This is a genomic window from Pseudomonas sp. PA15(2017), from assembly GCF_001945395.1.
GTDB lineage: Bacteria > Pseudomonadota > Gammaproteobacteria > Pseudomonadales > Pseudomonadaceae > Aquipseudomonas.
Genome location: NZ_MSXV01000058.1, coordinates 298403 through 324084 on the forward strand (window position 1 = coordinate 298403; position 25682 = coordinate 324084).

At 63.9% G+C, this 25682-nt stretch carries 20 protein-coding genes and 1 pseudogene; 3 read left to right on the top strand and 18 right to left on the bottom strand.

What is annotated here, in order from left to right:
- Positions 1-31: 31 nt before the first annotated feature.
- On the top strand, positions 32-1018 hold the full coding sequence (gene rlmF, locus BVH03_RS23125; protein ID WP_075963370.1) for a 23S rRNA (adenine(1618)-N(6))-methyltransferase RlmF: 987 nt from the start codon (positions 32-34) through the stop codon (positions 1016-1018).
- Here the strand turns inward: rlmF and BVH03_RS23130 are convergent.
- The gene (locus BVH03_RS23130) at positions 1015-1905 is read right to left on the bottom strand and encodes a universal stress protein (protein WP_075963371.1); all 891 of its coding nucleotides are present in this window, start codon (positions 1903-1905) and stop codon (positions 1015-1017) included. The two genes, rlmF and BVH03_RS23130, sit on opposite strands and share 4 nt — an antisense overlap.
- Before the next feature lie 90 nt (positions 1906-1995).
- Entirely contained in the window at positions 1996-2625 is a 630-nt protein-coding gene (locus BVH03_RS23135) for a DUF998 domain-containing protein (RefSeq protein WP_075963372.1), read from the bottom strand.
- Positions 2626-2812: 187 nt separating this feature from the next.
- Here BVH03_RS23135 and BVH03_RS23140 point away from each other — a divergent pair, with 187 nt between their 5' ends.
- Positions 2813-4432 (top strand): NAD(P)/FAD-dependent oxidoreductase, encoded by a 1620-nt coding sequence (locus tag BVH03_RS23140; RefSeq protein ID WP_075963373.1) that lies wholly within the window; start codon positions 2813-2815, stop codon positions 4430-4432.
- On the opposite strand, the pseudogene BVH03_RS23145 reads toward BVH03_RS23140, so the two are convergent.
- From BVH03_RS23145 to BVH03_RS23190, 10 genes and pseudogenes are all read right to left on the bottom strand, one after another.
- A pseudogene (locus BVH03_RS23145) lies at positions 4429-4935 on the bottom strand (N-acetyltransferase family protein). The gene BVH03_RS23140 and the pseudogene BVH03_RS23145 sit on opposite strands and share 4 nt — an antisense overlap.
- A 94-nt stretch (positions 4936-5029) precedes the next feature.
- A complete protein-coding gene (locus BVH03_RS23150) occupies positions 5030-5362 on the bottom strand; it encodes a Na+/H+ antiporter subunit G (protein WP_075931340.1) in 333 nt (110 codons plus the stop codon).
- A gap of 13 nt (positions 5363-5375) precedes the next feature.
- Positions 5376-5645 carry a K+/H+ antiporter subunit F gene (locus BVH03_RS23155; RefSeq protein ID WP_013792415.1) on the bottom strand — a complete coding sequence of 90 codons (270 nt, stop codon included), beginning with the start codon at positions 5643-5645 and terminating at the stop codon, positions 5376-5378.
- Positions 5630-6133: a Na+/H+ antiporter subunit E gene (locus BVH03_RS23160; protein ID WP_075963374.1), complete on the bottom strand. Its 504-nt coding sequence runs from the start codon at positions 6131-6133 to the stop codon at positions 5630-5632. Before BVH03_RS23160 ends, BVH03_RS23155 begins: the two co-directional genes overlap by 16 nt.
- Positions 6130-7632, bottom strand: a complete 1503-nt coding sequence (locus BVH03_RS23165) for a monovalent cation/H+ antiporter subunit D (RefSeq protein ID WP_075963375.1) — start codon at positions 7630-7632, stop codon at positions 6130-6132. Before BVH03_RS23165 ends, BVH03_RS23160 begins: the two co-directional genes overlap by 4 nt.
- On the bottom strand, positions 7632-7958 hold the full coding sequence (locus BVH03_RS23170) for a Na+/H+ antiporter subunit C (RefSeq protein ID WP_075931343.1): 327 nt from the start codon (positions 7956-7958) through the stop codon (positions 7632-7634). The genes BVH03_RS23165 and BVH03_RS23170 overlap by 1 nt, the downstream gene beginning before the upstream one ends.
- A complete protein-coding gene (locus BVH03_RS23175; RefSeq protein WP_075963376.1) occupies positions 7958-10750 on the bottom strand; it encodes a monovalent cation/H+ antiporter subunit A in 2793 nt (930 codons plus the stop codon). Before BVH03_RS23175 ends, BVH03_RS23170 begins: the two co-directional genes overlap by 1 nt.
- Positions 10751-11220: 470 nt before the next feature.
- The gene (locus BVH03_RS23180; protein WP_075963377.1) at positions 11221-11685 is read right to left on the bottom strand and encodes a hypothetical protein; all 465 of its coding nucleotides are present in this window, start codon (positions 11683-11685) and stop codon (positions 11221-11223) included.
- Between the two features lie 184 nt (positions 11686-11869).
- Positions 11870-13012, bottom strand: a complete 1143-nt coding sequence (locus BVH03_RS23185) for a glycerate kinase (RefSeq protein WP_075963378.1) — start codon at positions 13010-13012, stop codon at positions 11870-11872.
- 53 nt (positions 13013-13065) lie between these two features.
- Positions 13066-14424, bottom strand: a complete 1359-nt coding sequence (locus tag BVH03_RS23190) for a GntP family permease (protein WP_075963379.1) — start codon at positions 14422-14424, stop codon at positions 13066-13068.
- 492 nt (positions 14425-14916) lie between these two features.
- On the opposite strand from BVH03_RS23190, the gene pvdN reads away from it, so the two are divergent.
- Positions 14917-16194 carry a pyoverdine-tailoring periplasmic protein PvdN gene (gene pvdN / locus BVH03_RS23195; RefSeq protein ID WP_075963380.1) on the top strand — a complete coding sequence of 426 codons (1278 nt, stop codon included), beginning with the start codon at positions 14917-14919 and terminating at the stop codon, positions 16192-16194.
- A gap of 565 nt (positions 16195-16759) precedes the next feature.
- Here the strand turns inward: pvdN and BVH03_RS23205 are convergent.
- The 6 genes from BVH03_RS23205 to dinG form a co-directional block, all read right to left on the bottom strand.
- Positions 16760-17866, bottom strand: coding sequence for a sugar diacid recognition domain-containing protein (locus tag BVH03_RS23205; RefSeq protein ID WP_075963382.1), 1107 nt, complete (start codon positions 17864-17866; stop codon positions 16760-16762).
- 45 nt (positions 17867-17911) lie between these two features.
- Positions 17912-18559 (bottom strand): pyridoxamine 5'-phosphate oxidase, encoded by a 648-nt coding sequence (gene pdxH / locus BVH03_RS23210; protein WP_075963383.1) that lies wholly within the window; start codon positions 18557-18559, stop codon positions 17912-17914.
- A gap of 48 nt (positions 18560-18607) precedes the next feature.
- Positions 18608-19441 carry an OmpA family protein gene (locus tag BVH03_RS23215; RefSeq protein ID WP_075963384.1) on the bottom strand — a complete coding sequence of 278 codons (834 nt, stop codon included), beginning with the start codon at positions 19439-19441 and terminating at the stop codon, positions 18608-18610.
- A gap of 86 nt (positions 19442-19527) precedes the next feature.
- Positions 19528-20673: a serine hydrolase domain-containing protein gene (locus BVH03_RS23220; RefSeq protein WP_075963385.1), complete on the bottom strand. Its 1146-nt coding sequence runs from the start codon at positions 20671-20673 to the stop codon at positions 19528-19530.
- A gap of 48 nt (positions 20674-20721) precedes the next feature.
- Positions 20722-22986 carry a beta-agarase gene (locus BVH03_RS23225; protein ID WP_075963562.1) on the bottom strand — a complete coding sequence of 755 codons (2265 nt, stop codon included), beginning with the start codon at positions 22984-22986 and terminating at the stop codon, positions 20722-20724.
- Positions 22987-23293: 307 nt separating this feature from the next.
- Positions 23294-25438, bottom strand: coding sequence for an ATP-dependent DNA helicase DinG (gene dinG / locus BVH03_RS23230; RefSeq protein ID WP_075963386.1), 2145 nt, complete (start codon positions 25436-25438; stop codon positions 23294-23296).
- Positions 25439-25682: the final 244 nt, after the last annotated feature.

Below are 25682 nucleotides of genomic sequence, written 5' to 3' on the forward strand. Positions count from 1 at the left end.
TACGCCACCACCCTTTGTGTGACCCATCAGCATGCCCGCCAAACGTCCGCCGAAATCGCCCGCCCCGTCACCCGAAAAGGGTCAGCTGCACCCACGCAACCGTCATCAGGGCCGCTATGACTTCCCGGCGTTGATCAAGGCCAGCCCGGAGCTGGCGGCGTTCGTGATCATCAATCCGTATGGCAATCAGAGCATCGATTTCGCCAACCCGGCAGCGGTGAAGGTATTCAATCGCGCACTGCTCAAGCAGTTCTATGGCATCACGCACTGGGACATTCCGACGGATTACCTGTGCCCGCCGATTCCGGGGCGTGCCGATTACCTGCACTATCTGGCTGATCTGCTTACCGATGACAACGGTGGTGAAATTCCCCGCGGTGCAGCGGTACGGGCACTGGATATCGGCGTAGGCGCCAACTGCATCTACCCGCTGCTGGGTAACCGCGAGTACGGCTGGCGTTTTCTGGGCGCGGACATCGCGCCCGAGGCCATTGCCTCGGCAACGGCCATCGTGCAAGCGAACACTGGCTTGCACGATCAGATCGAACTACGCCTGCAAGCCGATGCCGGGCACGTCTTCACCAACCTACTGCAGAGCGACGAACGCTTCGAGCTGACCCTCTGCAACCCGCCGTTCCACGCCTCGGCAGCCGAAGCCAGTAGCGGCAGCAAGCGCAAATGGCGCAACCTCGGCAAGCTCGATCCCAAGCGCAAACTGCCGGTGCTCAACTTTGGCGGCCAGGCAGCCGAGCTGTGGTGCCCAGGTGGCGAAGCAGCGTTCGTGGTGCGTCTGATCGGCGAAAGCGCCGAGCATCGTGACCAGGTGCTGTGGTTCAGCACGCTGATCTCCAAGGCCGGCAACCTGCCCGGCGTACACGCCACGCTGAAGAAGGTCGGCGCCGTGGACACCCGCACCGTGGAAATGAGCCAGGGCCAGAAGCAGAGCCGCTTCGTGGCCTGGACCTTTCATACTGCCGAGCAGCGACAGCAATGGATGAACGCGCGCACCAGCGCTTAGTCGTCAGCGCGCGGCGCGCGCACGATCAGGGTATCGCACGGCACCCACTGCAGCAGTTCGCTGGCTGCACTGCCCAGTAGCACGTTCATCAGCCCACTGCGCCCATGGGTACCCATCACTACCAGATCGACGCCATGCTCACGCACGTAGTGATTCAGTGAAGCGGCCAGCGAGCCCTGTTCGATGACAATGCGGGTACGCTTGCGCACCTCCTCCGGCAGCTCGCCGGCGGCAAGGAAGGCGGCGTAATCGCCCTCCTCGATGTGCTGGCGTGCCCGCTCATCGATCACTCGTTCCATACGGTCGGACATCGGCGCTTCGGTGGCGTGATAGAGCACCAGCTCGCGATCCGGGAAGTAGCACGCAGCCGCATGCAACGCATGGCGCGACGAATCGGAGAAATCGGTAGCCACGAGGATGCGCTCGTAGCGCCCCCGCGGCCGGCGGCGCACCACCAGCAAGGGCTGCGGCAATTGCCGGGCCAGCAACTCGACCGTCGAGCCGAGCAGCAGGCGGCCCCATAACGCGTTGCTCGCCACGCCGGTGATCACCAGTGCGCTACCGGTCTCTCGTGCCGCCTTGGCAATGCTCTGGACGGGCTCACCCCGTTCGACACGCAGACGCACCTGCACGTCCAGGCCCGACAGATCCTCCTGCAACTGCTGCTCGGCGAAACGTGCCAGGCTGGCGTCATCCCGATCACCCACCCAGCCCAATACCAGATCCGGCGCCTGGGCGCCTTCCAGCACATTAACGCCGACCAGCAGCGCCTGCCATTCACCGGCCAGTTGCGCCGCACGGTCCAACGCGCGGTCGCAACGCACGCTGAGGTCAGTGGCCAGCAACACACTCGCCGGCGTTCCCTCGGTCCAGGGTCGTCTGCTCATCACGCACCTCGATATACCTACAGAAGATAGGCTTAAGACCCTAGCAACTCCGCGGATGGGGAACATCGACAAATCGTAAGCAAACGCGAGTCAGGTGCAGGGACGGCGCATCAGCATCCATGCCAGCCCGGCAACCCACAGCAGCGATGCACCGTAGTTGATGCGCTGATACAGGCCAAAGCCGTGACCGCTCTCCAGTGCAGCGGCCATCAGTGGCAAGGCGCCAAGGGATGCCAGCGTGCAGAACAGCGAAAACACGGCGAAGCCTGGCGAGGTGAGCAGGCGGCGGCCCAGCCATACCCAGAGCGCACCCGCCAGCAACAGGCTGAAAGCCATGATCAGCCCTGCCAGGTTGTGCAGGTTCTGATTGGCCGAAGGGTTCTCGGGCGCACAACCCGGGTCACAGGCGAAGTAGCCCGTGCCGAAGCTGCCCAGGCCATGAAGCATGATCAGCAGGCCGCTCAGGCGCGCCCAACGGCTGCGGAAACTCAGCGCCACGGCGGTACCGAACAATATAAACAGCACACCGAGTGGGAAATTGTTGATCACTGGCGAAAGGCTTTGCGTGGGTGCACCTTCGGCACCCAACTGGCTCATGGCCTGATCGATGTGACTGTAACCCGGATAAAGAGAACCGGCGGCGGCCACGCCCAGAATCAGCCACAAGGGCGTGATCAATCCTGCCAAATACCCCAGTTTGAGCGTCCTGTTCGAATGCATGCGAGCTTCCCTTGCGTACCATGAGCGTCTGTTCAGTGACGTGGCGCTGAAGACTCGCGACACATCGGATCACGTAGCTACCCGTCGACTGCATTACGCGAACTGCAGCCTGTCTGAGGTTTTTCGTCCATAATCGCCGCCCTCGAAAAAGCTGCCGGGTTGCCTCCGGCCCTGAAAGGACGATCTCATGCTGCGCATCACCGAACTGAAACTGCCCCTCGATCACGCCGATGACGCCTTGCGCCCGGCCCTGGTCGAGCGCCTGGGCATCGATGACAACGAACTGCTCACATTCAGCGTGTTCAAGCGCAGCTACGATGCCCGCAAGAAGTCTGGCGACATGCCGTTCATCTACACCCTGGATTTCAACGTGCGCGACGAGGCCGCGCTGCTGGCACGCCTGGCCAATGACCGCAATCTCGGCATCGCCCCGGACGTGAGCTACAAGCCGCTGAGCGTCAGCGCCGAACAGCACCCTGCCCAGCGCCCGCTGGTGATCGGCTTCGGCCCATGTGGCATCTTCGCGGCGTTGCTCCTCGCGCAGATGGGCCTCAGGCCCATCGTGCTGGAACGTGGCAAGGAAGTGCGCCAGCGCACCAAGGACACCTGGGGCCTGTGGCGCAAGAAAGTGCTCGATCCCGAGTCCAACGTGCAGTTCGGCGAGGGCGGCGCCGGCACCTTTTCCGACGGCAAGCTGTACAGCCAGATCAAGGACCCCAACCACTACGGGCGCAAGGTGCTGGAAGAGTTCGTCAAGGCTGGTGCGCCGGAGGAGATCCTTTACGTCAGCAAGCCGCATATCGGTACCTTCCGCCTGACCGGTGTGGTGGCCACCATGCGCGAAGAGATCAAGGCCCTTGGCGGTGAAGTGCGCTTCCAGCAGCGCGTCAGCGACGTGCTGATCGAAGATGGCCAACTGGTTGGTGTCGAACTGGAGAACGGCGAGCAGGTGCACAGCCGCCACGTCATCCTGGCCCTTGGCCACAGCTCGCGCGACACCTTCCGTGCCCTGCACGAGCGTGGCGTATTCATGGAGGCCAAGCCATTCTCGGTGGGCTTTCGCATCGAGCACCCGCAGTCGCTGATCGACCGTGCACGCCTCGGCAAATATGCCGGCCACCCGAAACTCGGTGCAGCCGATTACAAGCTGGTGCACCACGCCAAGAACGGCCGCTCGGTGTACAGCTTCTGCATGTGCCCGGGCGGCACCGTGGTAGCGGCCACCAGCGAGCCGCACCGGGTCGTCACCAACGGCATGAGCCAGTACTCACGTAACGAACGCAATGCCAATTCGGGCATCGTGGTCGGCATCACCCCGGAGCAGGATTATCCCGGCGGCCCGCTGGCTGGCGTCGAACTGCAGGAGCGCCTGGAATCCCACGCTTACGTACTCGGCGGCAGCAACTACGAGGCGCCTGGCCAACTGGTCGGTGACTTCATCGCCGGCAAGCCGAGCACCGCATTGGGTAGCGTCGAGCCTTCCTACAAGCCGGGCATCAAGCTCGGTGACCTGGCCCCCTCGCTGCCGGACTTCGCCATCGAAGCGATTCGCGAGGCGCTGCCGGCTTTTGCCAAACAGATCAGGGGCTTTGACCTGCACGACGCGGTGCTGACCGGTATCGAAACGCGCACCTCATCGCCACTGCGCATCACTCGTGGAGAAGACCTGCAGAGCCTCAACGTACGCGGTCTGTTCCCGGCCGGGGAAGGCGCGGGCTATGCCGGCGGCATCCTGTCGGCAGGCGTCGACGGAATCCGTGTCGCCGAAGGTCTGGCACGTGCGCTGATGGCCGAACAGGCCCACTAAGGCGCCTGCCAGCGGCACAGAGTGGTGTTCCGCGAGCCATTGGGGCGGCGCTCGGGATCGGCGAAAGAGGCGATCTCGACGAAGCCGGCCTTGCGCATCATCCCGGCCGAGGCGGCGTTTTCCTCATGGCGGTCGATGTAGATATCGGCAATGCCAGCTGCCTGGATGTCCGCCACCACCTGGCGCAGCAACGCCGAGCCGATGCCCTGCCCCGCGGCATCACGATGGGTCACTGCCTCGCAGGTGTAAGCGTGCTCGGCATCGATACGACTGTCAGGCTGGTGAGAACGAAAGCGCCGGGTACGCACATGGCTGACGAACCCCAGCAGCGCGCCTTACTTCACGGCCAGCAGCGCATGGCTGCTGCCATCGGCGATGCCCTGCAGGTGAGCAGCCACTTCGGCCGGCGGCAGGTGGTTCCAGGGGTTGGGGCCATGTTCGAGGATCAGCGCAAGGAGCGCTTCGATATCGGCGGCGGTTGCCGCCCTTGGCTGCCACTGCATCTGCCGAACCTCACAAGGAATGGGAACAGACGCAGTCTAGGCTCTGCTCGACTCTGCCGGCAGGCACAGTTGGGCAGCAAGGTAGCAGCCCGGTTCAGGATTCCCAGGGACGCCCGCGGGTACGCCGTACCAGCTTGACCTTCTCCTGCATCGCCGATTTGGCAAGCATGTGCGCGCTGACCGGTGCGGTGATGAACAGGAACAGGGTAATCAGCAGTTCGTGGAAGCTCAGCCCTTCCGTATGGCTGCTGAAAAAGATCATTGACGCCACCACCATGCTGCCAACTCCCAGCGTGGTGGCCTTGGTCGGGCCGTGCAGGCGGGTGAAGAAGTCTGGCAGGCGATACAGGCCGATGGCGCCGATCAGTGCGAACGAACAGCCGACCAGCAGAAAGAACGCCACCAGTGCTTCGATCCAGAATGGCATGGCAATAACCTCCTCAGTCGATGATTTCGCCGTGCAGCAGGTGCTTGCCCACTGCCACGGTGCCGACGAATCCCATGACGGCGATCAGCAGTGCCGCCTCGAAGAACAGATCCGATTGCAGCCAGATGCCGAACACCACGATCAACGCCAGGGCGTTTATATACAGCGTGTCCAGCGCCAGCACCCGGTCGGGCATGTCCGGGCCGCGCACCAGGCGGATCACGTTGAGCGTCACGGCGACGCCCATCAGTGCCATGCAGAAGGGAATCACGTAGGCGAGCATTCGAAAATCTCCATCAGCGGGGCTTCGTAGCGTGACTTGACCTCGGCGATCAGCGCCTGGTCGTCGGCCACATCCAGGCCGTGCAGCAGCAGGGTCTTATGATCGCTGCTCAGGCCCGAGGACACGGTGCCAGGTGTCAGCGACACGATGCAGGCCAGCACCGAGAGCATGAATTCGTTCTCGATTTCCATGGGCACCTCGACGAACGCCGGGCGCAGCTTGCGCGTGGGCCCGAGTACCAGGCGGGCAACGTGCAGGTTGGCGATCACGATGTCCCAAAGCACCATCAGCAGGTAGCGGCACAGCAGCAACGGGCGGCGCAGCCTGGGCACGTCAAGCATGAAGCCGCTGCACAGCAGAGCGATGGCCCAACCGAGAAACGCGCCCAGCAGCAAATGGCCGAAACTGGGTGCATTGACCATCAACAGCCAGATCACCGTGAGCAGCACGGTGAGCATGGGATGGGGAAATAGACGGGACAGGCTCATCGCTCACCTCCGCGCACGATCTGCAGGTAGCTGTCTACATCCAGCAACTGCTGGGCGACGGCTTGGGTGTACGCGTGAACCGGCTGCGCTGCCGCGACCAGCAGCGGACCGCCCGCCAGCAGGCAGATGGTCGCCAGCACGCGGACGCGATCGAACTCGGCATTTGGCGCAGGCTCGCCCGTACAACGCCAGAACAACGTGCTGCCGGCACGCACCAGGGCGATGATCATGCCCAGGCCGCCCACCAGCACCACCGGCCAGAGCACCAAAGCCTGCCAGCCGGTTTCCACTGAGCGCAGCAGCATCAGCTTGCCCAGGAAACCGGAGAACGGCGGCAAGCCGGCGACCGAAATCGCGCCGATGAAGAACAGCCCGCCGAGCAATTTGGCTTGCAGCAGCTGCGGCCCCTTGCGCAGACGCAGGCCGATTTCGCCGCGCTGACGGGCCAGCATATCGGCCAGCAGGAACAGGCCTCCACAGATCCAGGTGCTGTGAATCAGGTAGTAGAGCGCTGCACCGAGGCTCTGCACGCTGCCAAGTGCGACACCCGCCAACAGGGTACCGACCGACACGATCACCAGGTAGCCGATCAGCCGGCCGAGGCTACGCGCCGCCAGCGCGCCAGTCACACCCAGCAGCAGGGTCAATACCGCCAATGGCCACAAGAGGTAATCGACCAGATGAGCCAGTTGCCCCGCCTCACTGCCGAACACCAGGGTGAACACACGGATGATCGCGTACAGTCCGACCTTGGTCATCACCGCGAACAACGCCGCAACCGGCGCCGTGGCCGCTGCATAGGCATTGGGCAGCCAGAAATACAGCGGCAGGATGGCGCCCTTGAGGCCGAACACGATCAACAGCAGATAGCCGGCAGCGGCGAGCAGATGCTGGCGGTCTGGATCGGCTTCGGTCACCTTCAATGCCAGGTCGGCGATGTTCAGCGTTCCGAGCAGGCCGTAGAGGATGCCAATGCCAATCAGAAAGAACGACGATGCCACCAGGTTGAGCACCACGTAATGCATACCTGCCTTGATGCGCCTCGGCCCACCGCCGTAGACCAGCAGCGAGTAGGAGGCGATCAACAGGATCTCGAAGAATACGAACAGGTTGAACAGATCGCCGGTCAGGAAAGCGCCGTTGATGCCGACCAGTTGGAACTGCATCAGCGCGTGAAAGTTGGGGCCCCGCTCGTCGTCGCCACGGACCGCGTAAAGCACGGCGAAACTGGCCAGCGCCGCGGTCACCAGCAGCATCAACGCTGCCAGGCGATCGAGCAGCAGGACGATGCCGAACGGCGCCTGCCAGTTGCCCAGGGCGTAGACCTGCAGCGCACCGGCGTCTGCCTGCATTACCAGCCAGACGCTCAGCGGCAGCAACGACCAAGTGGCCAGGAGCGACACCCAACGCTTGGCGGTAATCGACAGTTGCGAGCGAATCAGTAACAGGCTGCCAGTGAACAGCGGAATCAGGATCGGCAGGATCAACGCATGATTCATCAGCGCGACTCCTCGCCGTCGACGTGGTCGGTGCGCAGTTCACCGAGGGCGCGCAGCGACAGCACGACCACGAAGGCGGTCATGGCGAAGCCGATAACGATGGCGGTAAGCACCAGTGCCTGGGGAATCGGGTCGCCGTACTCGGCACTCTTGCCGATCACCGCGGGCACGCCGGTGCTCAAGCGGCCCATGGCGAACAGGAACAGGTTGACTGCGTACGAGATCAGGGTCAGGCCCATGACCACCGGGTAGATGCGTGCGCGCATCAGCAGGTAAACACCGCTGGCGGCCAGCACGCCAAGAGTGATGGCGAATAGCGCTTCCATCAGAGTACCTCCTTGCTGGTTTCATCCTGGCTGACGTGGCCGATGTTGGAGAGGATCAGCAGCGTGGAACCGACCACCGCCAGGTAGACGCCCAGGTCGAAGAGCAGCGCGGTGGCCAGTTCGAACTTGCCTATCAGCGGCAGGTGGAAATAGTCGAACGCCGAAGTCAGGAACGGTGCCCCGAAAGCCAGACTGCCCAGGCCGGTCAGCGCGGCGATCAGCACGCCTAGACCAGCGATGCTGTGGTAGCTCCAGGGCATGCGCCGTTGGGTCCATTCCACGCCGTGGGCCACGTACTGCAGGATCAGCGCGATGGCGGTGATCAAGCCGGCGATGAAGCCGCCGCCGGGCAAGTTATGCCCGCGCAGGAAGATGAATGCCGACACCAGCAGTGCCATCGGCAACAGAATGCGTGCGATGCTGTCGAGAATCATCGGGTGACTGTCCCGCGACCAGGGCTTGCCGTTCGGGTCGGTCAGCGGATGCGGCAGGTGCAGTCCAGCCAGCAGGCCGTAGATACCGATCGCGGCGATGGCCAGCACGCTGATCTCGCCCAGGGTATCGAAGCCGCGGAAGTCGACCAGAATCACGTTGACGACGTTGGTGCCGCCACCACCGCTGACGCTATTCTCGATGAAGAACGACGAGATGCTGTCGTACGGCCGGGTCATCACCGCATAGGCCAACAGCGCCACGGCGATGCCGGTGCCACCGGCCAGCAGTACGTCGCGCAGGCCACGTAGGCTGCTCGACTCCACGGGCGTGCGATCGGGCATGAAGAACAATGCCAGCACCAGCAGGATGATGGTCACCACCTCTACCGACAACTGGGTCAACGCCAGATCCGGCGCCGAATAGCGAGCGAACGCCAGCGCCACCATGAGGCCGGCGCAGCTCAGGGTCATCAGCGCCTTGAGGCGATTGCGGTGAAACACCACGGTCAGCAGGGCCATCACGCACAGCACGGCCATGCCGAGCACGGTGAGGCCATCAAGCGGCGTCAACGGCACATCACCACTGAGCGATTCCATCGGCGACAGGGCGGTGATGATCAGGATCAGCGCGCAGAGCAGCAGGAAGGCCACGTAACGCTGCTGGGAGCCGCTTTCCAGCAGTTTGGTCACCCAACGGGCGCTCTTGACCAGGCGCGCGTTGAGCAACTCGAAAATTTCCTTGGCGTCCATTTCCGGCATGCCGTTGTACCAGCGAAACAGCGGCTCGCGGCAGGCATAGACGATGATGCCGCCGATCAGTGCGACTACGCTCATGCCCAACGGCACGTTGAAGCCGTGCCAGATCGCCAGGCTGTAGTACGGCACTTCCCCACCCAGGGTGGCGCTGGCTGCCGACGCCAGCAACGGCGCCACGGTGTAGGCCGGCAACATGCCCACCAGCAGGCACAGGAACACCAGAATCTCTACCGGAATCTTCATGTAGCGCGGCGGCTCGTGGGGCGGATACTTGGGCAGATCCTTGGGCTCGCCATTGAAGAACACGTCGTGGATGAAACGCAGCGAATAAGCGACCGAGAACACCCCGGCCAAGGTCGCCACAGTGGGAATCATCCAGTTGAAGATGCCCAGCAGATCCTGATTGAGCGTCTCGGTGAAGAACATCTCCTTGCTCAGGAAGCCGTTGAGCAGCGGCACCCCGGCCATCGCCGAGGCGGCCACCATGGCCAGCACGGCGGTGTGCGGCATGTACTTCCACAACCCGGCGATACGGCGCATGTCGCGGCTGCCGGTCTCGTGGTCGATGATACCGGCCGCCATGAACAGCGAGGCCTTGAAGGTCGCGTGATTGATGATGTGGAATACCGCGGCGACCGAGGACAGGTCGGTATTGAAGCCGAACAACAGGGTAATAAGACCCAGATGGCTGATCGTCGAGTAGGCCAGCAGCCCTTTGAGGTCGTGCTGGAACAACGCCATGATCGCGCCGAACAGCAGAGTCGCCATACCAGTCATGCTGACCAGATAGAACCACCATTCCGTACCTGCCAGGGCCGGGTAGAAACGTGCCAGCAGGAATACCCCCGCCTTGACCATCGTTGCCGAGTGCAGGTAGGCGGAAACCGGCGTGGGCGCGGCCATGGCCTGGGGCAGCCAGAAGTGGAACGGGAACTGCGCTGACTTGGTGAATACACCGAGCAGGATCAGAATCAGGGTGATCGGATACAGGCCGTGGCTGCGAATGACATCGCCCGCCGCCAGTACTTCGCTCAGCTCGAAGCTGCCGACGATGTTGCCCAGCAGCAGAATGCCGGCCAGGAGCGCCAGCCCCCCGCCACCAGTGACAGTCAGCGCCATGCGCGAGCCACGACGGGCGTCCGAGCTGCCACTCCAGAAACCGATCAGCAGGAACGACGAAAGGCTGGTCAGCTCCCAGAACACCAGCATCAGCAGCATGTTTTCCGACAGCACCACGCCCAGCATGGCGCCCATGAACAGAAGCAGGTAGGCGAAGAAACGCCCCATGGGTTCCTGCTTGCTCAGGTAATAACGGGCATACAGAATCACCAGCAGACCGATGCCGAGAATCATCAGGGCGAACAGAAAGCCCAGGCCATCGAGGCGCAAGCTCAGGTTGAGCCCCAGGTCGGGCAGCCACGGAATGCTGACCACCCTCACGTCGCCAGCGAATACCGCCGGCTGCTGCAGCCACAGCAACACCAGAGCGGCGGCTGGGCCGAGCGCAGCGGCGAGTGCGCAGAGCGACCGCCCCATGCGGTCAGCCAGCAGCGGAAGAAAAATGCCCAAAAATGGTAAGGCGATTATCAGCGCAAGCGCCATACACTAAGCCCCTTCTACAACCCCGCCATGTAGCCTGACGGCCAGTTAGTGTGTGCCAGAATACCGGTCGCCTGGCGTCCGGCCGATCCCTGCAATGGTGTGCGTGATGCCAACCCGGCAAGCGGAGAAACCACTTGCGGCAGTCCGGCTCGGAGCATTGCCAAGCCGGTTACGATCTGGTGTCCGCACATCGCGCGACCCGCTGTAACTGACTGGCGAATTACCCTGAGCGTTCGACTTGTTTTTGCGGACGAAGCCCTTGAAATCCAACCAAGAAACGTCTTCGATTATGCTTAGCTATCGACTCGACGTCATGGATAGAATTATTACTAAAACTATCTCCATTTTGCTTGCGGATCGATCTCGTCACCGGCTACCAGCCCCTCTAATCCGGGCTTCGCGGCGCACAAACGAAAAGGCCGGATCAGCGAACTGATCCGGCCTTGATAGCGCACCCTGCGAAGGACCCGTTAATGGGTTACGCGACTGGTGCCATTGACGGTCATGATGCGCACACGCTCACCAACGCGGAAGATCTGGTTCTCCTCGACGGCCTGCACATAGGCGCGCATGCTGCCGTCATCTTCACGGACGGTGATCTCCACCCCTTGAGTGCGAGTGATACCTTCTTCAGCAGCAGCACCCAGCAGGCCACCCGCCACCGCACCGACTACAGCTGCTACAGCCGAGCCACGGCCACCGCCGACGCCACTGCCGGCCACGCCGCCGATTACCGCACCTGCGCCGCCGCCGATGGGCGTCTTGGTGCCTTCGATCTTCACAGGACGCAGGGACTCGATGGTACCCATGCGCACGGTCTGTACGGCGCGCGCTTCATCGCGCGAGTAGCTGTCACCGGTCAGGCTAGATGCGCAGCCGCCGAGGGTGAGCGTCGCAGCAGCAAACAGGACAGCGAAAAGACCAGGTTTAAACATAACGATTCTCCAGACTGGACTGATAACACTATGACAGCTTGGCCGCCAGGACGGTCACTGTGATTGCTGACAAATTGCATCTGTTCAGCAGCAGTACAGGATGGCCAGTGCGCCAACCCGACAGCAGTATAGACAGCCAGGTCCGGTAATCGTCACAACCAACGCGCAGGCGCCAGGTCGACCGCTAGCTACGCGTGCCCTGAGCCAGGCGCCAGAACCTGGCAAGATCGGCTGTACGGGCTTCGAGCTCGGGCCCGGCATTGGCACAAGCATGCTCAAGGGTGACCGGCCCCGGCGCGAGACTGAAACAGGCTTCGATACCGGCTTCGCGTACGTGTTGATAACCCTCGCCCAGGCTGCCGGCCAGGGCGATCACCGGCACGCCCTGGGCTTTCGCCACGCGGGCTACGCCAACCGGCGTCTTGCCGTGCAGGCTCTGCGCATCGAGGCGCCCTTCTCCGGTGATGACCAGGTCGGCGCCACGTATGGCATCGGCCAGGCCGGAAAGCTCGGCGACCAGTTCGATGCCGGGGCGAAAGCGTGCGCCGAGAAATGCCCTGGCCGCGAAGCCCAGGCCGCCGGCAGCGCCGACGCCGGGAAAAGTACTGAAGTCCTCGCCCAACGCTTCGCCGACCACCTCGGCCAGGCGCGCCAGGGCTGCATCGAGCTCCTTCACCTGCTCCGGGCTGGCGCCCTTTTGCGGGCCGAACACCGCCGATGCGCCTTTGGGCCCGCACAGTGGATTGTCCACATCCGCTGCGACGTCGACCTGCACGCCTTGTAGTCGCTCGTCCAACTCGCTGAGGTCAACGCGTTGCAGCGAAGCCAGCGCCGCGCCACCAGGACGCAACTCATTGCCGCCCGCGTCGAGAAAACGCACGCCCAGCGCGCGCAGCAGCCCGCTACCACCATCGTTGGTAGCGCTGCCACCAAGGCCGAGGATGATCCGAGTAGCCCCCGCATCCAGCGCGGCAGTGATCAGTTCGCCCGTCCCGTAACTGCTGGTCACCCGAGCATCGCGCTGGGCACTCGGCACCCAGTGCAGACCGCTGGCAGCCGCCATCTCGATCACTGCAGTGCCATCGCCCAGCCAGCCCCAATGAGCCTTAACCGGGGTGGCCAGCGGCCCCATCACGGACAACTCGCGGCGCTCGCCCCCTGTGGCCGCAAGAACCGCATCCACGGTGCCCTCGCCGCCATCGGCCATGGGGCACAGAGCGATCTCGGCGTCCGGGTAGACGGCCAGCCAGCCACGGGCGATGGCCTGAGCCACCTCGGGCGCACTCAGGCTCTCCTTGAACGAATCCGGAGCGATGACGATTTTCATGCAGACGACCTCGAAAACAGCGAGGCGCCCTCGAGCGCCTCGATTGGACAGGCTTACAGGAGAACCAGGCTCAGCAGCCATACCGTGGTGATACCCACGAGGCCCTGAATCAGCGTAGCCATGGTTTGCGCGCGGTAGGCGACAGCCACCGGCATGCGGCTGAACTGGGTGACCACCCAGAAATAGCTATCGTTGGCGTGCGACACGGTCATGCCGCCGGCGCCGATGGCCAGGACAGTAAGCACGCGGCCCATTTCGCTGTCCAGGCCGATCTGCCCGAGCAGTGGCGCGACCATCGCCGAGGTGGTGACCATGGCCACGGTGGTGGAGCCCTGGGCGGTCTTCAGCGCAGCAGCGACCAGGAACGGCATGAACAAACCGATACCCAGGGCGGACAGCGTGCTGCCCAGATAGGCGCCCAGCGGCGAGGCGCTGAGCACCGCGCCAAAGGCCCCACCCGCACCGGTGATCAGGATGATCGGCGCGGCAGACAGGATGCCGTCGGTCACCCGGTCATGCAGCTGCTGACGCTTGCCGTTACCGCGCAGCAGCGTGCAGGCCAGCACCAGGCCGACCAGCAGGGCCACCACCGGCTGACCGAGGAAGCTCAGTACCGCCTGCAGCGTGCCGTCGCCCAGCGGGCGGCTGGGGAACACCGAGATCGAGCCCAGGCAGATCAATACGATGGGCACCAGGATCGGCGCAAAGGCCTGGGGCGCGCTAGGCAGCACGCCGTACTGTGCTTTCAGCGCCTCGAAATCCTCGGCGCCGGGCATCGGCGTGCCGTCATCTTCCAGAGCGATTTCCTTGCCGATGAAACGATTGGCCCAAAGCAAGCCGGCCAGCGCGGAAACCATGGCCACGAACAGGCCGACGGCGATCACCAGGCCCAGGCTCGACTCGAGACCGAGGTTACCGGCCGCAGCGATCGGCCCCGGAGTCGGCGGCACGAAGGTGTGAGTGGCATACAATCCGGTCGCCAGGGCAACGCTCATGGCGATCATCGACACCTTCATGCGCGCGGCCAGGGCGTTCTTCAGGGAGTTGAGAATGATGTAGCCGGAATCGCAGAACACCGGAATCGACACGATGTAGCCGATGATCGACATGGTCAGCGTCGGGAAGCGCTCTCCCAGCAACTTGATCACCGTCTCGGCCAGCGTAATGGCTGCACCGCTGCGCTCGAGAATCACGCCGATGATGGTGCCCAGCACGATCACCACGCCGATGTTGCCCAGAATGCCGCCGAAGCCTGTGGCGACAGTCTTGAGAATATCCTGGTGAGGCAGACCATAGGCGAAGCCCGCGACGATCGCAGCAATCAGCAGGGCAAGAAAGGGATGCAGCTTGAGACGCGTCGTCGACACCACGATAAAGGCGATCAGGGCGACCAGGATCAGAACCAGGACCATGCCGGTTTCCTCTTGTTGTTATGTGAGTTGCCAGGTGCCCGGCATTGTCACTCAGCAACGAGGGGCGACACCCTGTTCAGCCGCACAACAACAGAGCACAACGAAAAGCCGTTATTGTGCAGCTGCACCACAAGAGGCTGTTCAAGATCTTTTGAATAGTAGTGCCTGGAAGGTCAGCCGATCCTACTGCAACGCGGGTGCGGTACGCGGCAGCCACGGCCAGGACGGCAAGCCGTGCATCGACCGAATGTACCGATGCATGAACAGGAAGCCATTACGCCCCCTATGCAAGCCGCACGCCGGCAGAACGGCTGTGCCGGTGACCGCCAAAGCGCCCGATAGATGCTAGCGGCCCCCACTGTCCTGCTACAGATTCCAGAAATGACAGGCCGCTAAAACGTAGCGCCGCCCGGCAAACGTAACGGCCCGCTAAATTCCAGGTCAGACGTCTCGTCTCTGCATGACAGCACACCGCCTTGGAGTACACCGGCCATGAGTGACAGACGCAGCTTTCTCAAGCGGGGCGGCCTGCTGGCGGCCGGTCTGCCGTTGCTGGCGCTGGCGGCTCGCGACACCTTGGCGATCCAAGATGGCACGGGGTCCTGGACGGATCTGCAAAGGCAATTCGAGCTGGATCCGAGCTACCTGCATTTCGCCACCTTCCTGCTCGCCTCCCACCCCCGCTCGGTTCAGGGCGCCATCGAAGCACTGAAACGCCGCTTCAACGCCAATCCGGGTGAAGCAGTGGACTGGGATCGCGAAGAAATCTGGGCCTACGAGGACCGAATCCGCGAACGGGCTGGCCAGTACTTCGGCGTCCGCCCGGGCCAGGTGGCGCTCACCGGCAGCACCAGCGAAGGTCTCGCGGCGATCTATGGTGGCCTGGTGGTGCCGGCGGGCAAGGAGATCCTCACCAGTGTCCACGAGCATTACGCCACCTACACCCGCCTGGACTATCGCGAACAGTTGATGGGAACGCGGGTGCGTAAGATAGAGCTGTTCCGCGATCCGACCCAGGTTTCGGTGGCGGAGATGGTGGACAACGTTGCCCGCGCCATCCGCCCGGAGACCCGTGTCTTGGGGCTGACCTGGGTGCAGTCCGGCAGCGGGGTCAAGTTACCGATCCACGAGATCGCTCAGGTGATCCGCGATACCAACCAAGGTCGTGCCGAGGAGGATCGCATCCTCTATGTGGTGGACGGCGTTCATGGCTTCGGCGTGGAGGATGCCAATTTCGCCGATTTCGGCTGCGACTATTTCATTGCTGGCACCCACAAGTGGCTGTTCGGCCCTCGCGGCACCGGGGTGATCATCGCCGCGCGCGAAGAACTGCAACCGCACCTGATCCCGAGCGTGCCAACCTTCACCCGCGCCGACAGCTTCGGCACCATGATGACGCCGGGTGGCTACCACGCCTTCGAACACCGGCTGGCGCTGGACAAGGCCTTCGAGCTGCACCTGCAGTTGGGCAAGGCCCGCGTCCAGGCGCGTATCCATGCGCTCAACGACTACCTGAAAACGCGCCTGGCGCAATACCCCCGGGTGCAACTGGTCACGCCCCGGAGCCCGGCACTGTCCTCCGGCTTCACCTTTTTCCGCGTGGACGGCCGCGCCTGCAACGACGTGGCCCGCTACCTGATGAAGCGCCGGGTGATCTGCGACGCCGTCGAACGCGACGTCGGCCCCGTGGTCCGCCTGGGCCCCAGCCTGCTCAATGACGAGGGCCAGATCGATCGGGTGATCGACTTGCTGGCCCCGCTTCTCGCCTGATGTCCTTCGCCCCTTTTCGGAGGGGTGCCGGTGTCCCTGTTACGCCCCTGCCCGCCGACGACAAGGCTCCCGGTAGCGTGGTCAAGGACGGCGAGAACTGCCCAGAGATGGCCGTGCTGCCCAAGCGTTAGCTACTGCACCCAGGGCAATCGCATGAGCAGAATGTTTCTCATCGGCTTCCTATCTGAAGCGGTCATCGGCGGAGTATCTGTGGGAACGGGCGGTGACGCCCAGTCCATGCCCGCGATTTTTCGCGCGCATGGCGCGCTCCCACAGTGGATCAATGAACCGCCGCCCCGCCACTTTGCGACCAAAATCGGCGAATCTGGGCCAAAGATTATGAACAGGTTCTAAGAACCTGTTTAAGGTCTTGTCTGCGCATGAAGCGGCAACTACGAGGCAATAGCGGTGATGACTGATCCATTGTGGGAGCGGGCCATGCCCGCGAAAAATCACGGGCATGGCCCGTTCCCACAGAATAGGTGGATGGCCGCTTCCGCCAATTATCCGCCAAAGTCGCCGAACCTGGGCTTAAAGATTGTGAACAGGCTCTAAGAGCCAAGACTTATCCGGGCTCGATCAGCCCCAGACCGAGCGACAGTTGCAGGCGTTGATCGAGGCGTGTCAGTTCGACGCCGCTGAGCTCGCCGATCCGCTCCAGGCGATAGCGCAAGGTATTACGGTGGATGCCCAGGGCGTCGGCGCAGCTCTGCACCTGGCCGTCATGGGCACACCAAGCTTCGAGGGTGGCGCGCAGCACGCCGTTGGCATCCTGGGCCAACACTTGTCGCAATGGCGCCAGCCAGCCCTGTAGCAACCAGCTGTGGCGCTGGGCATATAGCAGGGTCGCCAGGCGATGTTCCTCCAGCGCCAGCAGCCGCCATGCTGGGTGTCGCGCCGTAGCGAAGGCTTGCAGATCACGCAGTGCCAGGCAGGCCTGGCGCAACTGCTCGAGAGAATGCAGCGGATCGCTGACCAGCAGGCGCGCTACACCCCAGCCTCGCTGGTCCGCCGCCTCCAGCCAGTGCCGATCATCCTGGCCAGCCATGAGCGGCCGGCACCAGAGCAGCTCGCGCACGCTCAAAGGTGCGCACAAGTGCTCCTTCTTGCCAGCCAGGGCGCCAAGCAGACGCGCCTGCTGCGCCAGGGGCTCGCCCTGCTCTTGCAGTTCAAGCAGACATACCTGACGCGGCCAACTCAGTACCAGCCGCTGCCGTTCGGCATCGGCGGCCAGTGCCGCGACACTGATCTCAGGATCGAACAGTTGGCGCAGCCAGGCATCCAGTTGGTGCCGCTGCCAATGGCGCTCGGCCTGCACCTGACGCTGCTCGACCAACATCTCCGCGGCCATGCGCACCAGCTCGGCATAGGGCCGTACCACCTCGGGATCACCGGTGATGCCGAGCACGCCGATCAGCTCGTCGGCATGCAGCAGCGGCAGGTTCACGCCCGGGCGCACGCCGCGAAGGCAAGTCGCGGCCTGCTCGTCGATCTCCACCACCCGGCGGTTGGCCAGCACCAATTGGGCGCCCTCATGGCGGGTGTGCAGCCGCGATTGGTCGCCGCTGCCGATGATCATGCCCTGGGCATCCATCACGTTGATGTTGTAAGGCAGGATGGCCATGGCGCGATCGACGATGTGCTGGGCCAGGGTGGAATCGAGTTCGAGCATGATAGGGTCTGCGCGATATGGGCTGGCAATACCGGCCCAGGGCCGTCAGGGCGCCAGACGTTGGCGCAACCAGGCTTCGCCGTCGCGGCGGTAGTCGAGACGGTCATGCAGACGGCTGGCACGCCCCTGCCAGAACTCGATGCGCTCGGGCAGCAGGCGGTAACCGCCCCAGTGCGGCGGACACTCCGGCGCATGGTCGGCGAAGCGCCGTTCGGTTTGCGCGAGCAGACCTTCAAGTTCACCGCGGTCGTGAATCACCCGGCTCTGCGGCGAGGCCCAGGCACCGAGACGGCTGCCCAGTGGGCGCACCTGGAAGTAGGCATCGGATTCGGCAGGCGTCACCCGCTCGACGCGGCCCTCGATGCGCACCTGGCGCTCCAGGGTCGGCCAGAAGAAGGTCAGCGCAGCAAAGGGATTGGCCTGCAACTGCTCGCCCTTGGCGCTCTGGTAGTTGCTGAAGAAGGTAAAACCCTGCTCGTCCAGCCCTTTGAGCAGCAGCACACGGCAGTGTGGCCGACCATCGGCGTCGACGGTCGCCAGGGTCATGGCGTTGGGTTCTACGGGTGGTTGCTCGGTTTTCACCGCGTCGGCGAACCAGCTTCTGAACAGCGCGAGGGGCTCCAGCGGCGCCTGATCCTCGCTCAACCCGTCACGGGTGTAATCACGGCGCATGTCGGCCAGGGTCTGAGTCATGAGCGTACTCTCGAAAGCGACAAAGACCCTAGCTTAACGGGACAAGCCTTATTTGGCTTGATCTGCGGCAACCACTTTCTTGGCATCGGCCAGCTTGGTGGTGCTCTTGGCAGCCGGCTTGTCAGCAGCTTTGGCTACTGCCTTGGTCGCCGGTTTGGCGGCTGGCTTGGCCGCGGCCTTTGGCTTGGCAGACGCTTTGGCCACGGTTTTGGCTGCCGGTTTGGCGTCGGCCTTGGCAGCGGCTTTCTCGGCAGGCTTGTCGGCGGCGGCAATGGCAGTGGCGGCAGCCGGTGCCGGATCCGGCGTGCTGTATTTGGCGATCAGGGCCTGCAGGGTGTCCTGGCGGGTCAGCAGGATCTCCACACGACGATTGAGCTCACGGCCGTTGGCGCTGTCATTGGCGGCGCGCGGCATGTCCGGGCCCATGCCCTTGACCATCAGACGATCCTGCTTGAGGCCACTGAGGCGGAAGATGGCGGTGAACGCGCGCGCGCGCTCGAGGCTCAGCTCGCGGTTGGTCTCCAGGGCACCGCTGCTGTCGGCATGGCCGAGCACCAGCACGCCGACCTTGCTGTCTTTCTCCATCACCTTGGCCACGCGGGTGATCGGGCCCAGTGTGACCGGTAGCAGCATGCCTGGACGATCCGGGTTGAACGAGCCCTTGACCGGCGCGGTGACCACCAGCAGGTTCTCGCGACGCTCCATTTCGAAGTTGCTGTCCTTGATGGCTTCGCGCACCAACGGCTCGTACTCGTCGAGCCAGGCCTGGGTGACTTCCGGCGGCGGCATGGGAACCGGCTTGGGATCTTCCTTTTTCTCGAACAGGGAGCAACCTGTCAGCAGTACGCAAAGCGCCAGCGCGCAAGTCTTGTAGGAAAGCATCGGTTCATCCATCTATTCGGTCGAAGTCACCCGGTTAACCCGGAGTCAGCTAAAAACGTTACTGCGCAATAGTTTAAGCGCGGTTCTTAAAAACACTCACATAAGATAACCGCAAGTTTCTGTGCCCGCGGGTCCATTAAGACGAACGGCCCCAAGTTATTCGTAACGAAACCCACGGCCACGTCGCGCTCAGGGTCGGCGAAGCCGGTGGTGCCGCCTGCGCCAGGGTGACCGAAGGCACTTGGGCCCATGCCATAGGTGGCATTGGCCACGGCGGGCTGGTCGAGCATGCAGCCGAGGCCGAAGCGGGTCGGCGTCAGCAATGTTCTGTCCTCACCGGCACTGTGTTCGCGGGTGAGTTCAGCAAGCAATTCGCTGTCGAGCAAGCTGCCATCGAGCAGACCGCTATAGAAACCGGCGAGGCTGCGCGCGTTGCCATGGCCATTGGCGGCAGGTTGCTGCATGCGTCGCCACTCGGGTTTGTTGGTGCTGGTCATGATCGACGGCGGGTTGGCGAAGGCCCGGGTGGTCATCGCCTGGGCGTCGCTCATCATGGTCTTGAGCATGCGCTGCGCCGCCGCATCGCCCAGGTTGCCCTTGCCACGGCTGATGGTCGCCACACGATGGAATTCCTCGTCGGCCAGGCCGACATGGAAATCCAGGCCCAGCGGCTTGGCGGTACGGGCGACGATCGACTCGCCGGGCCCGCGCCCCTCGACGCGCCGCAGCAGCTCCCCGACCAGCCAGCCAAAGGTGATCGGCGCGTAGCCATGGCCCTCGCCCAAGGCCCACCAGGGCGCCTCGGCGGCCAGCGCGTCGGTCATGGTTTGCCAGTCGTAGAGGGCTTCGGCTGGCAGGCTCTGGCGAATCGCCGGCAGCCCGGCCTGGTGGCTGAGCAGGTGACGCAAGGTGATGCGCTCCTTGCCGGCCGCGGCGAACTCCGGCCAATAGCGAGCCACCGGCGCATCCAGTTCCAACTTGCCTTCGGCCACCAGTTGTAGCGCGGTGACCGCGGTAAAGGGTTTGGTGCAGGAAAACAGATTGAGGATGGTATCGCTGTGCCACGCCTGCTGGCCGTCCTTGTCGGCGCCCCCGGCCCAGATGTCCACCACGGTTTCGCCGCCCACCTGCACGCACAGCGCGGCGCCGCGCTCCTGGGGATCGTCGAACAGCGCCGCGAAGGCATCTTTTACCGCTTCGAACTTGAGGTCGAAGTAACCCTGAATCTGCACAGACTGCTCCTGCATGGGAAAGGCGCCAGGCCAGCTGGCGCAGGCTGATTACGGCTTGGGCTCGGCGGCTGGCACGGCGTCCCCGCTAGCCGGCTCGACGGTCGGTGCCGCACCCTCCGCGGGTGCCGCATCCGGTTTCGGCGCGGGCTCCTTGGCGGCCTGCTCGAGCACCAGCGGAGGTACGCTCAGGTTGGCCTTGCGCACGGCACCGACAAAGCCGTCCCATGGCCGATCGGTGATGGCCACCAAGCCCAGGTGGCCATTCTCGCCGTCGAGCAGTCGCCCGGTAACCGGCTGATCGAGGTACTGGAACCAGTGCACGCCGACGATCTGCGGCTCCTCCAGGGCCTTCTTCAGGAAGTTGGCATAGGCCGGGCCACGCTCCTCTTCCTTGTATACCTCGGCGACGCCACCCCAGAACGGGCCGCGATCACGGGAGCCGAAATGAAATTCGGTAACCAGCAGCGGCTTGTCCAGTTTGCGCAGGGCCTCGAAGTCGTAACCATGCTGCGGCTCGCGGGTGTAAAAGTTGAAGCTCAGCACGTCGCAATACTCGGCGCAGGCTTCTACCGCCTCGGGAATGCTCGCGGAGAAACGCCCGCCCAGCAGCAGGTGGTTGGGCGTGTGCCAGTCCAGCGAGTCGGCAATGGTCTTGAAGTAGGTATCGGCGAACAGGCGCAGGAAGCGCTTCATGTCGCTTTCGATAGCCGGGTAAGCCGGGTTGACCGGTGGCGCTTCGAAGCCCGGGTCCTCCATCAGCTCCCAGGCCTTGAGATCGATGCCCCAGGCCTTGGACAGCCCTTCCTGATTGCGATACTTGTCGCGCAATTGCTTGAGAAAGGCTCGCTTGGCCGGCACGTCGGTGGTCAGGCGCAGTGTGGCGTAGGCCAACGCATAGCGCGACAGCGGATCCTCCGCCCGACCGGCCCAGGCCAGTTCGTTGTCGGCGTAATAGCCCATCACCCAGGGGTCGTCACGGTGATCCCGGGTGGCGATGGCGATGGCCCGCTCGGCGGCCATGGCGAAGCGCGGGTCGAACGGATCAGGCATGCCGCCCCACCAGTCGATACCAGTGCTGATGGTCGCGTAGTCGCCATGGATCGACAGCGGAATGCTGTAGGGCATGCGTTTGTCGAGGGCGAAATCGTTGTCGCTCCAGTTACCCAGTGTGTTGAAGCCCCAGGCCTGCAGGCGATTCTGTGCCCGCTCGCGCCACGCCTCCGGCTTCTGCTCGGCATAGGTGCGCTGCAGGTTGGCCCTGTAGAAGTCATACCAGCGACCGCTGGCGAAATCGCGACCGCGGTTGGCACCGGTATCGGACTGGCTGTCGCTGCTGCCGTAGAACGCGGCCAGCGGCTCGCCCTCGGCCGGCAGCGCGCTGAACATCTTCTCGCGCCCCTCGATGTAGGTCTGGCTCTGGGTACCGGTTACCGTGTTGACACCCAGCGAATAGAAGGGATTGCCCTCCGGGGTAACCAGGAACCAGCGCTCGCCGCGCTTCTCGGTGCGGAAAAACCCGGTGGCCTCGAACGACGGGCCGCCGATCCAGCCACCGTAGATGTCCTGCCTGGGGTGGTCGGCCTGCCAGGCCTTCAGTTGCTTGTCTTCCTGGACGACGCCCTGGCGCAACTGCTCGTCGTTCTTGATCTTGCCCGGCCAGTCGCGTCGGCTGAACTGCCCGTAGCCGTCGACGATACCCTTGTAGGCCTGTTCCAGATCGCCACTGCCACGCACCCCGAAGCGCCCCAGCAATATGTGCTGCGCAGCCTGGGGGTTGGGGATCGACAGGGTCACGGCGGAGACGTTCTTGATGTCGATCTCGCCGTTCACGGTTTCCGCCAGCAGCAACAACCGGCCATCGTAGCGCCAGGGCATCGGCGCCCCGGCTCGCATGCCCTGGGCACGCGGCGAAGTAGCGCCCAGCGGCATCAGCAGGGTCTGCGCCGGGCCGGCCGGCAGGGCGATCTGGCTGGTCAGGCGCTTGCCGTCGGCGCTTTCGATGGTGACGTCCAGGGTCAGCGTCCAGTCCATGGCGTTCTGCACACGCAGGCTCATGGCGCTCGCCTCGGACCAGTCCCAGGTCCCGGCTTGCGGTGTCAGGCGCAGGGTTGGGCGTTCGCTGGGGTTGAAGCTCACCCGGCGCAGGATCTCACCCTGAGCAGCACTTTCAGCCGTGACGCTGGGCAGGTGGGCGTTGTCGCCGGACACCTGCACGGCGTCCATCGGCCGTACGAAGTTGAACAGCTCCTGGCGATCGGCGGCAATGCCCAGGGCCGGCAGACCGAGCAGCGTGACCAGCGCCAGGCGCCGCATCGCCAAGGGATGTCGAGGACGGGCTGCAGCGATGCACAGTGACAGAACTTTGGTAACCAGACCGGCGGGTGCGTGCGTTTCGCACTGCCCCGAACGATCGGCCGACAGCAGCCAGGTGTTGACCTTCAAGACCCCTTCTCCCCGCGACTCGACGACGAATATGAGTGCCCGCGACAATCCCGTCACGAGCCTTTTGCCGCGTATCACGCGCGCAGGCGCAATAGTGCGACAGATGGGGGCTCTACCGCAAAGCCCGCATGTCCGATGGCGGGCCGGCTGCCTGCTTTTTCATCGGTTTGGCGGGCGCTCAGCTGATTTCCCGCCGGAACGGCGGTAGCGCATTGAGGATCGCTTTCCCGTAACGCTGGGTGACCACCCGCCGATCCAGCAGGGTGATGGTGCCGCGATCTTCCTCGGTACGCAGCAGGCGCCCGCAGGCCTGCACCAAGCGCAGCGAGGCATCGGGCACGGCGATTTCCATGAACGGATTGCCGCCACGCGCCTCGATCCATTCGGCCAGGGCCGCCTCTACCGGATCGTCCGGCACGGCGAAGGGGATCTTGGCGATCACCACATGTTCGCAATAGGCGCCCGGCAGGTCGACGCCCTCGGCGAAGCTGGCCAGGCCGAACAGCACGCTTTCCTCGCCGCTGTCGACCCGCGCCTTGTGCTTGTTGAGGGTTTCCTGCTTGGACAGGTTGCCCTGGATGAACACGCGCTTGCGCCAGTCGCGCTCCAGGCCGTCGAACACGTCCTGCATCTGCCGGCGCGAGGAAAACAGCACCAGCGTGCCGCGCGAGCCCTGCACCAGCGTCGGCAGTTCGCGGATGATCGCCGCAGTGTGCTCGGCAGCATTGCGCGGGTCCGCCTTGAGGTCCGGCACGCGCAGCACGCCGGCGTCGGCGTGGTGGAACGGGCTCGGTACCACCGCGGTGGCCGCTACCTTGGGCAAGCCCGCGCGCATGCGGTAGCGGTCGAAGGTACCCAGTGCGGTGAGCGTCGCCGAAGTGACCAGCGCCCCGTAGGCGACGCTCCACAGGTTACGCCTGAGGGTTTCAGCCGCCAGGATCGGGCTGGCGTTGACCTCGATATCGAACAACGCGCCGCTTTCGGCCAGGGTCAGCCAGCGCGCCATGGGCGGACTGTTCTCGGGGTCTTCACTGGTGAACGCCAGCCAGAGTTCCCAGGTACCCTGCGCCCGCGCCAACAGGCTGCCGAACAGCGGGTACCACTCTTCGGCCTGGTGGCTGGCGATGCCGATGCTGGTCTCGCCGTCCATGGCCTCCTTGAGCTTTTCGGTCACGCCGGTGAACAGATCGTTGAGCTTGGAAAAGCCTTTCTTCAGTTCCAGGCCCAACTCGATCAGGTGCTCGGGCACCACGCCACCGATGAACCGGTGGCGTGGCCGCTCGCGGCCTTCCATGTCTTCGCCGGGTTTGAAGTCGGCCACCTGCTCGCAGGCGCTGAACATGAACTGCTGATGGGTCTTCAGTTCGCGGGCCAACTCCGGCACCTGCTCGATCAGCCGACCGAGATCACCCGGCAGCGGGTGCTGGGCCAGGAGCTTGGTGAGGTTCTTGGCGATCTGCTCCAGCCAGTCCGCCGTGGAGCGCAGCCGGGTGAAGTGGGCGAAGTGGCCGATGGCCTTGTCCGGCAGGTGGTGGCCTTCGTCGAACACATACAGGGTGTCGCGCGGGTCGGGCAGCACCGCCCCGCCACCCAGGGCGAGATCGGCCAGCACCATATCGTGGTTAGTGACGATGACATCGACCTTGCCCATGCCTTCGCGGGCCTTGTAGAAGGTGCACTGCCCGAAATTCGGGCAGTGGCGGCCGGTGCACTGGCTGTGATCGGTGGTCAACTGTGCCCAGCGGCTGTCTTCCAGCTCCTGGGGCCAGCTGTCACGGTCGCCGTCCCATTTATTGCCGGCAAGCTTCTCGATCATGCGGGTGAACAGCTTCTGGCCTTCCTCATCCACATCGATGCGAAAGCCCTCCTCCTCGAACAGCTGCGCCGTGGAACTTTGCGCCTGGCCTTCCTGCAGCAACACATCGAGCTTGGACAGACACAGGTAGCGACCACGCCCCTTGGCCAGGGCGAAGCTGAAGCTGAGGCCGCTGTTGCGCATCAGGTCAGGCAGATCCTTGTGCACGATCTGCTCCTGCAGCGCCACGGTGGCAGTCGCCAGCACCAGGCGCTTGCCCGCGGCCTTGGCGGTAGGAATGGCGGCCATGCAATAGGCCACGGTCTTGCCGGTACCGGTGCCGGCCTCAACGGCCACCACGGCAGGATCGCCGAGCCGGCGCCCCTCATCGTCGGCCTTGATGGTGCCCAGCACCTTGGCCACCTCGGCGATCATCAGGCGCTGCCCATAGCGAGGCTTGAGGCCCTTGGATTCGAGAAAACGGGTATAGGCGCCTTGGATCTGGGTCTTGAGTTCGGTGCTGAGCATTAAGGATCTTGGCTGCAAAAAGGCTGGATATATTTTCAGTATTCGAAATCGGTCGCTATCATAACGCGCCTATCGCCCATGTGCTGACTCGCTTGCCGACTCCCGATGAAGAGCACGACTGCCGATCGGCCCGGGCACGACTTTCTGAAACCGATCACCGCAGGTCGAGAGCGACCGACGAGATGCCACAGGGCCGGCCAAATGGCCGACCGGGTAGCGTCGTCGAGGTGATCCGCTGGCTACC

Bases quoted from the DNA above. Each gene is read 5' to 3' on its own strand.
- rlmF (WP_075963370.1), top strand. From the start codon at position 32: ATGCCCGCCAAACGTCCGCCGAAATCGCCCGCCCCGTCACCCGAAAAG.
- BVH03_RS23130 (WP_075963371.1), bottom strand. From the start codon at position 1,905: ATGAGCAGACGACCCTGGACCGAGGGAACGCCGGCGAGTGTGTTGCTG.
- BVH03_RS23135 (WP_075963372.1), bottom strand. From the start codon at position 2,625: ATGCATTCGAACAGGACGCTCAAACTGGGGTATTTGGCAGGATTGATC.
- BVH03_RS23140 (WP_075963373.1), top strand. From the start codon at position 2,813: ATGCTGCGCATCACCGAACTGAAACTGCCCCTCGATCACGCCGATGAC.
- BVH03_RS23150 (WP_075931340.1), bottom strand. From the start codon at position 5,362: ATGCCATTCTGGATCGAAGCACTGGTGGCGTTCTTTCTGCTGGTCGGC.
- BVH03_RS23155 (WP_013792415.1), bottom strand. From the start codon at position 5,645: ATGCTCGCCTACGTGATTCCCTTCTGCATGGCACTGATGGGCGTCGCC.
- BVH03_RS23160 (WP_075963374.1), bottom strand. From the start codon at position 6,133: ATGAGCCTGTCCCGTCTATTTCCCCATCCCATGCTCACCGTGCTGCTC.
- BVH03_RS23165 (WP_075963375.1), bottom strand. From the start codon at position 7,632: ATGAATCATGCGTTGATCCTGCCGATCCTGATTCCGCTGTTCACTGGC.
- BVH03_RS23170 (WP_075931343.1), bottom strand. From the start codon at position 7,958: ATGGAAGCGCTATTCGCCATCACTCTTGGCGTGCTGGCCGCCAGCGGT.
- BVH03_RS23175 (WP_075963376.1), bottom strand. From the start codon at position 10,750: ATGGCGCTTGCGCTGATAATCGCCTTACCATTTTTGGGCATTTTTCTT.
- BVH03_RS23180 (WP_075963377.1), bottom strand. From the start codon at position 11,685: ATGTTTAAACCTGGTCTTTTCGCTGTCCTGTTTGCTGCTGCGACGCTC.
- BVH03_RS23185 (WP_075963378.1), bottom strand. From the start codon at position 13,012: ATGAAAATCGTCATCGCTCCGGATTCGTTCAAGGAGAGCCTGAGTGCG.
- BVH03_RS23190 (WP_075963379.1), bottom strand. From the start codon at position 14,424: ATGGTCCTGGTTCTGATCCTGGTCGCCCTGATCGCCTTTATCGTGGTG.
- pvdN (WP_075963380.1), top strand. From the start codon at position 14,917: ATGAGTGACAGACGCAGCTTTCTCAAGCGGGGCGGCCTGCTGGCGGCC.
- BVH03_RS23205 (WP_075963382.1), bottom strand. From the start codon at position 17,866: ATGCTCGAACTCGATTCCACCCTGGCCCAGCACATCGTCGATCGCGCC.
- pdxH (WP_075963383.1), bottom strand. From the start codon at position 18,559: ATGACTCAGACCCTGGCCGACATGCGCCGTGATTACACCCGTGACGGG.
- BVH03_RS23215 (WP_075963384.1), bottom strand. From the start codon at position 19,441: ATGCTTTCCTACAAGACTTGCGCGCTGGCGCTTTGCGTACTGCTGACA.
- BVH03_RS23225 (WP_075963562.1), bottom strand. From the start codon at position 22,986: ATGCGGCGCCTGGCGCTGGTCACGCTGCTCGGTCTGCCGGCCCTGGGC.
- dinG (WP_075963386.1), bottom strand. From the start codon at position 25,438: ATGCTCAGCACCGAACTCAAGACCCAGATCCAAGGCGCCTATACCCGT.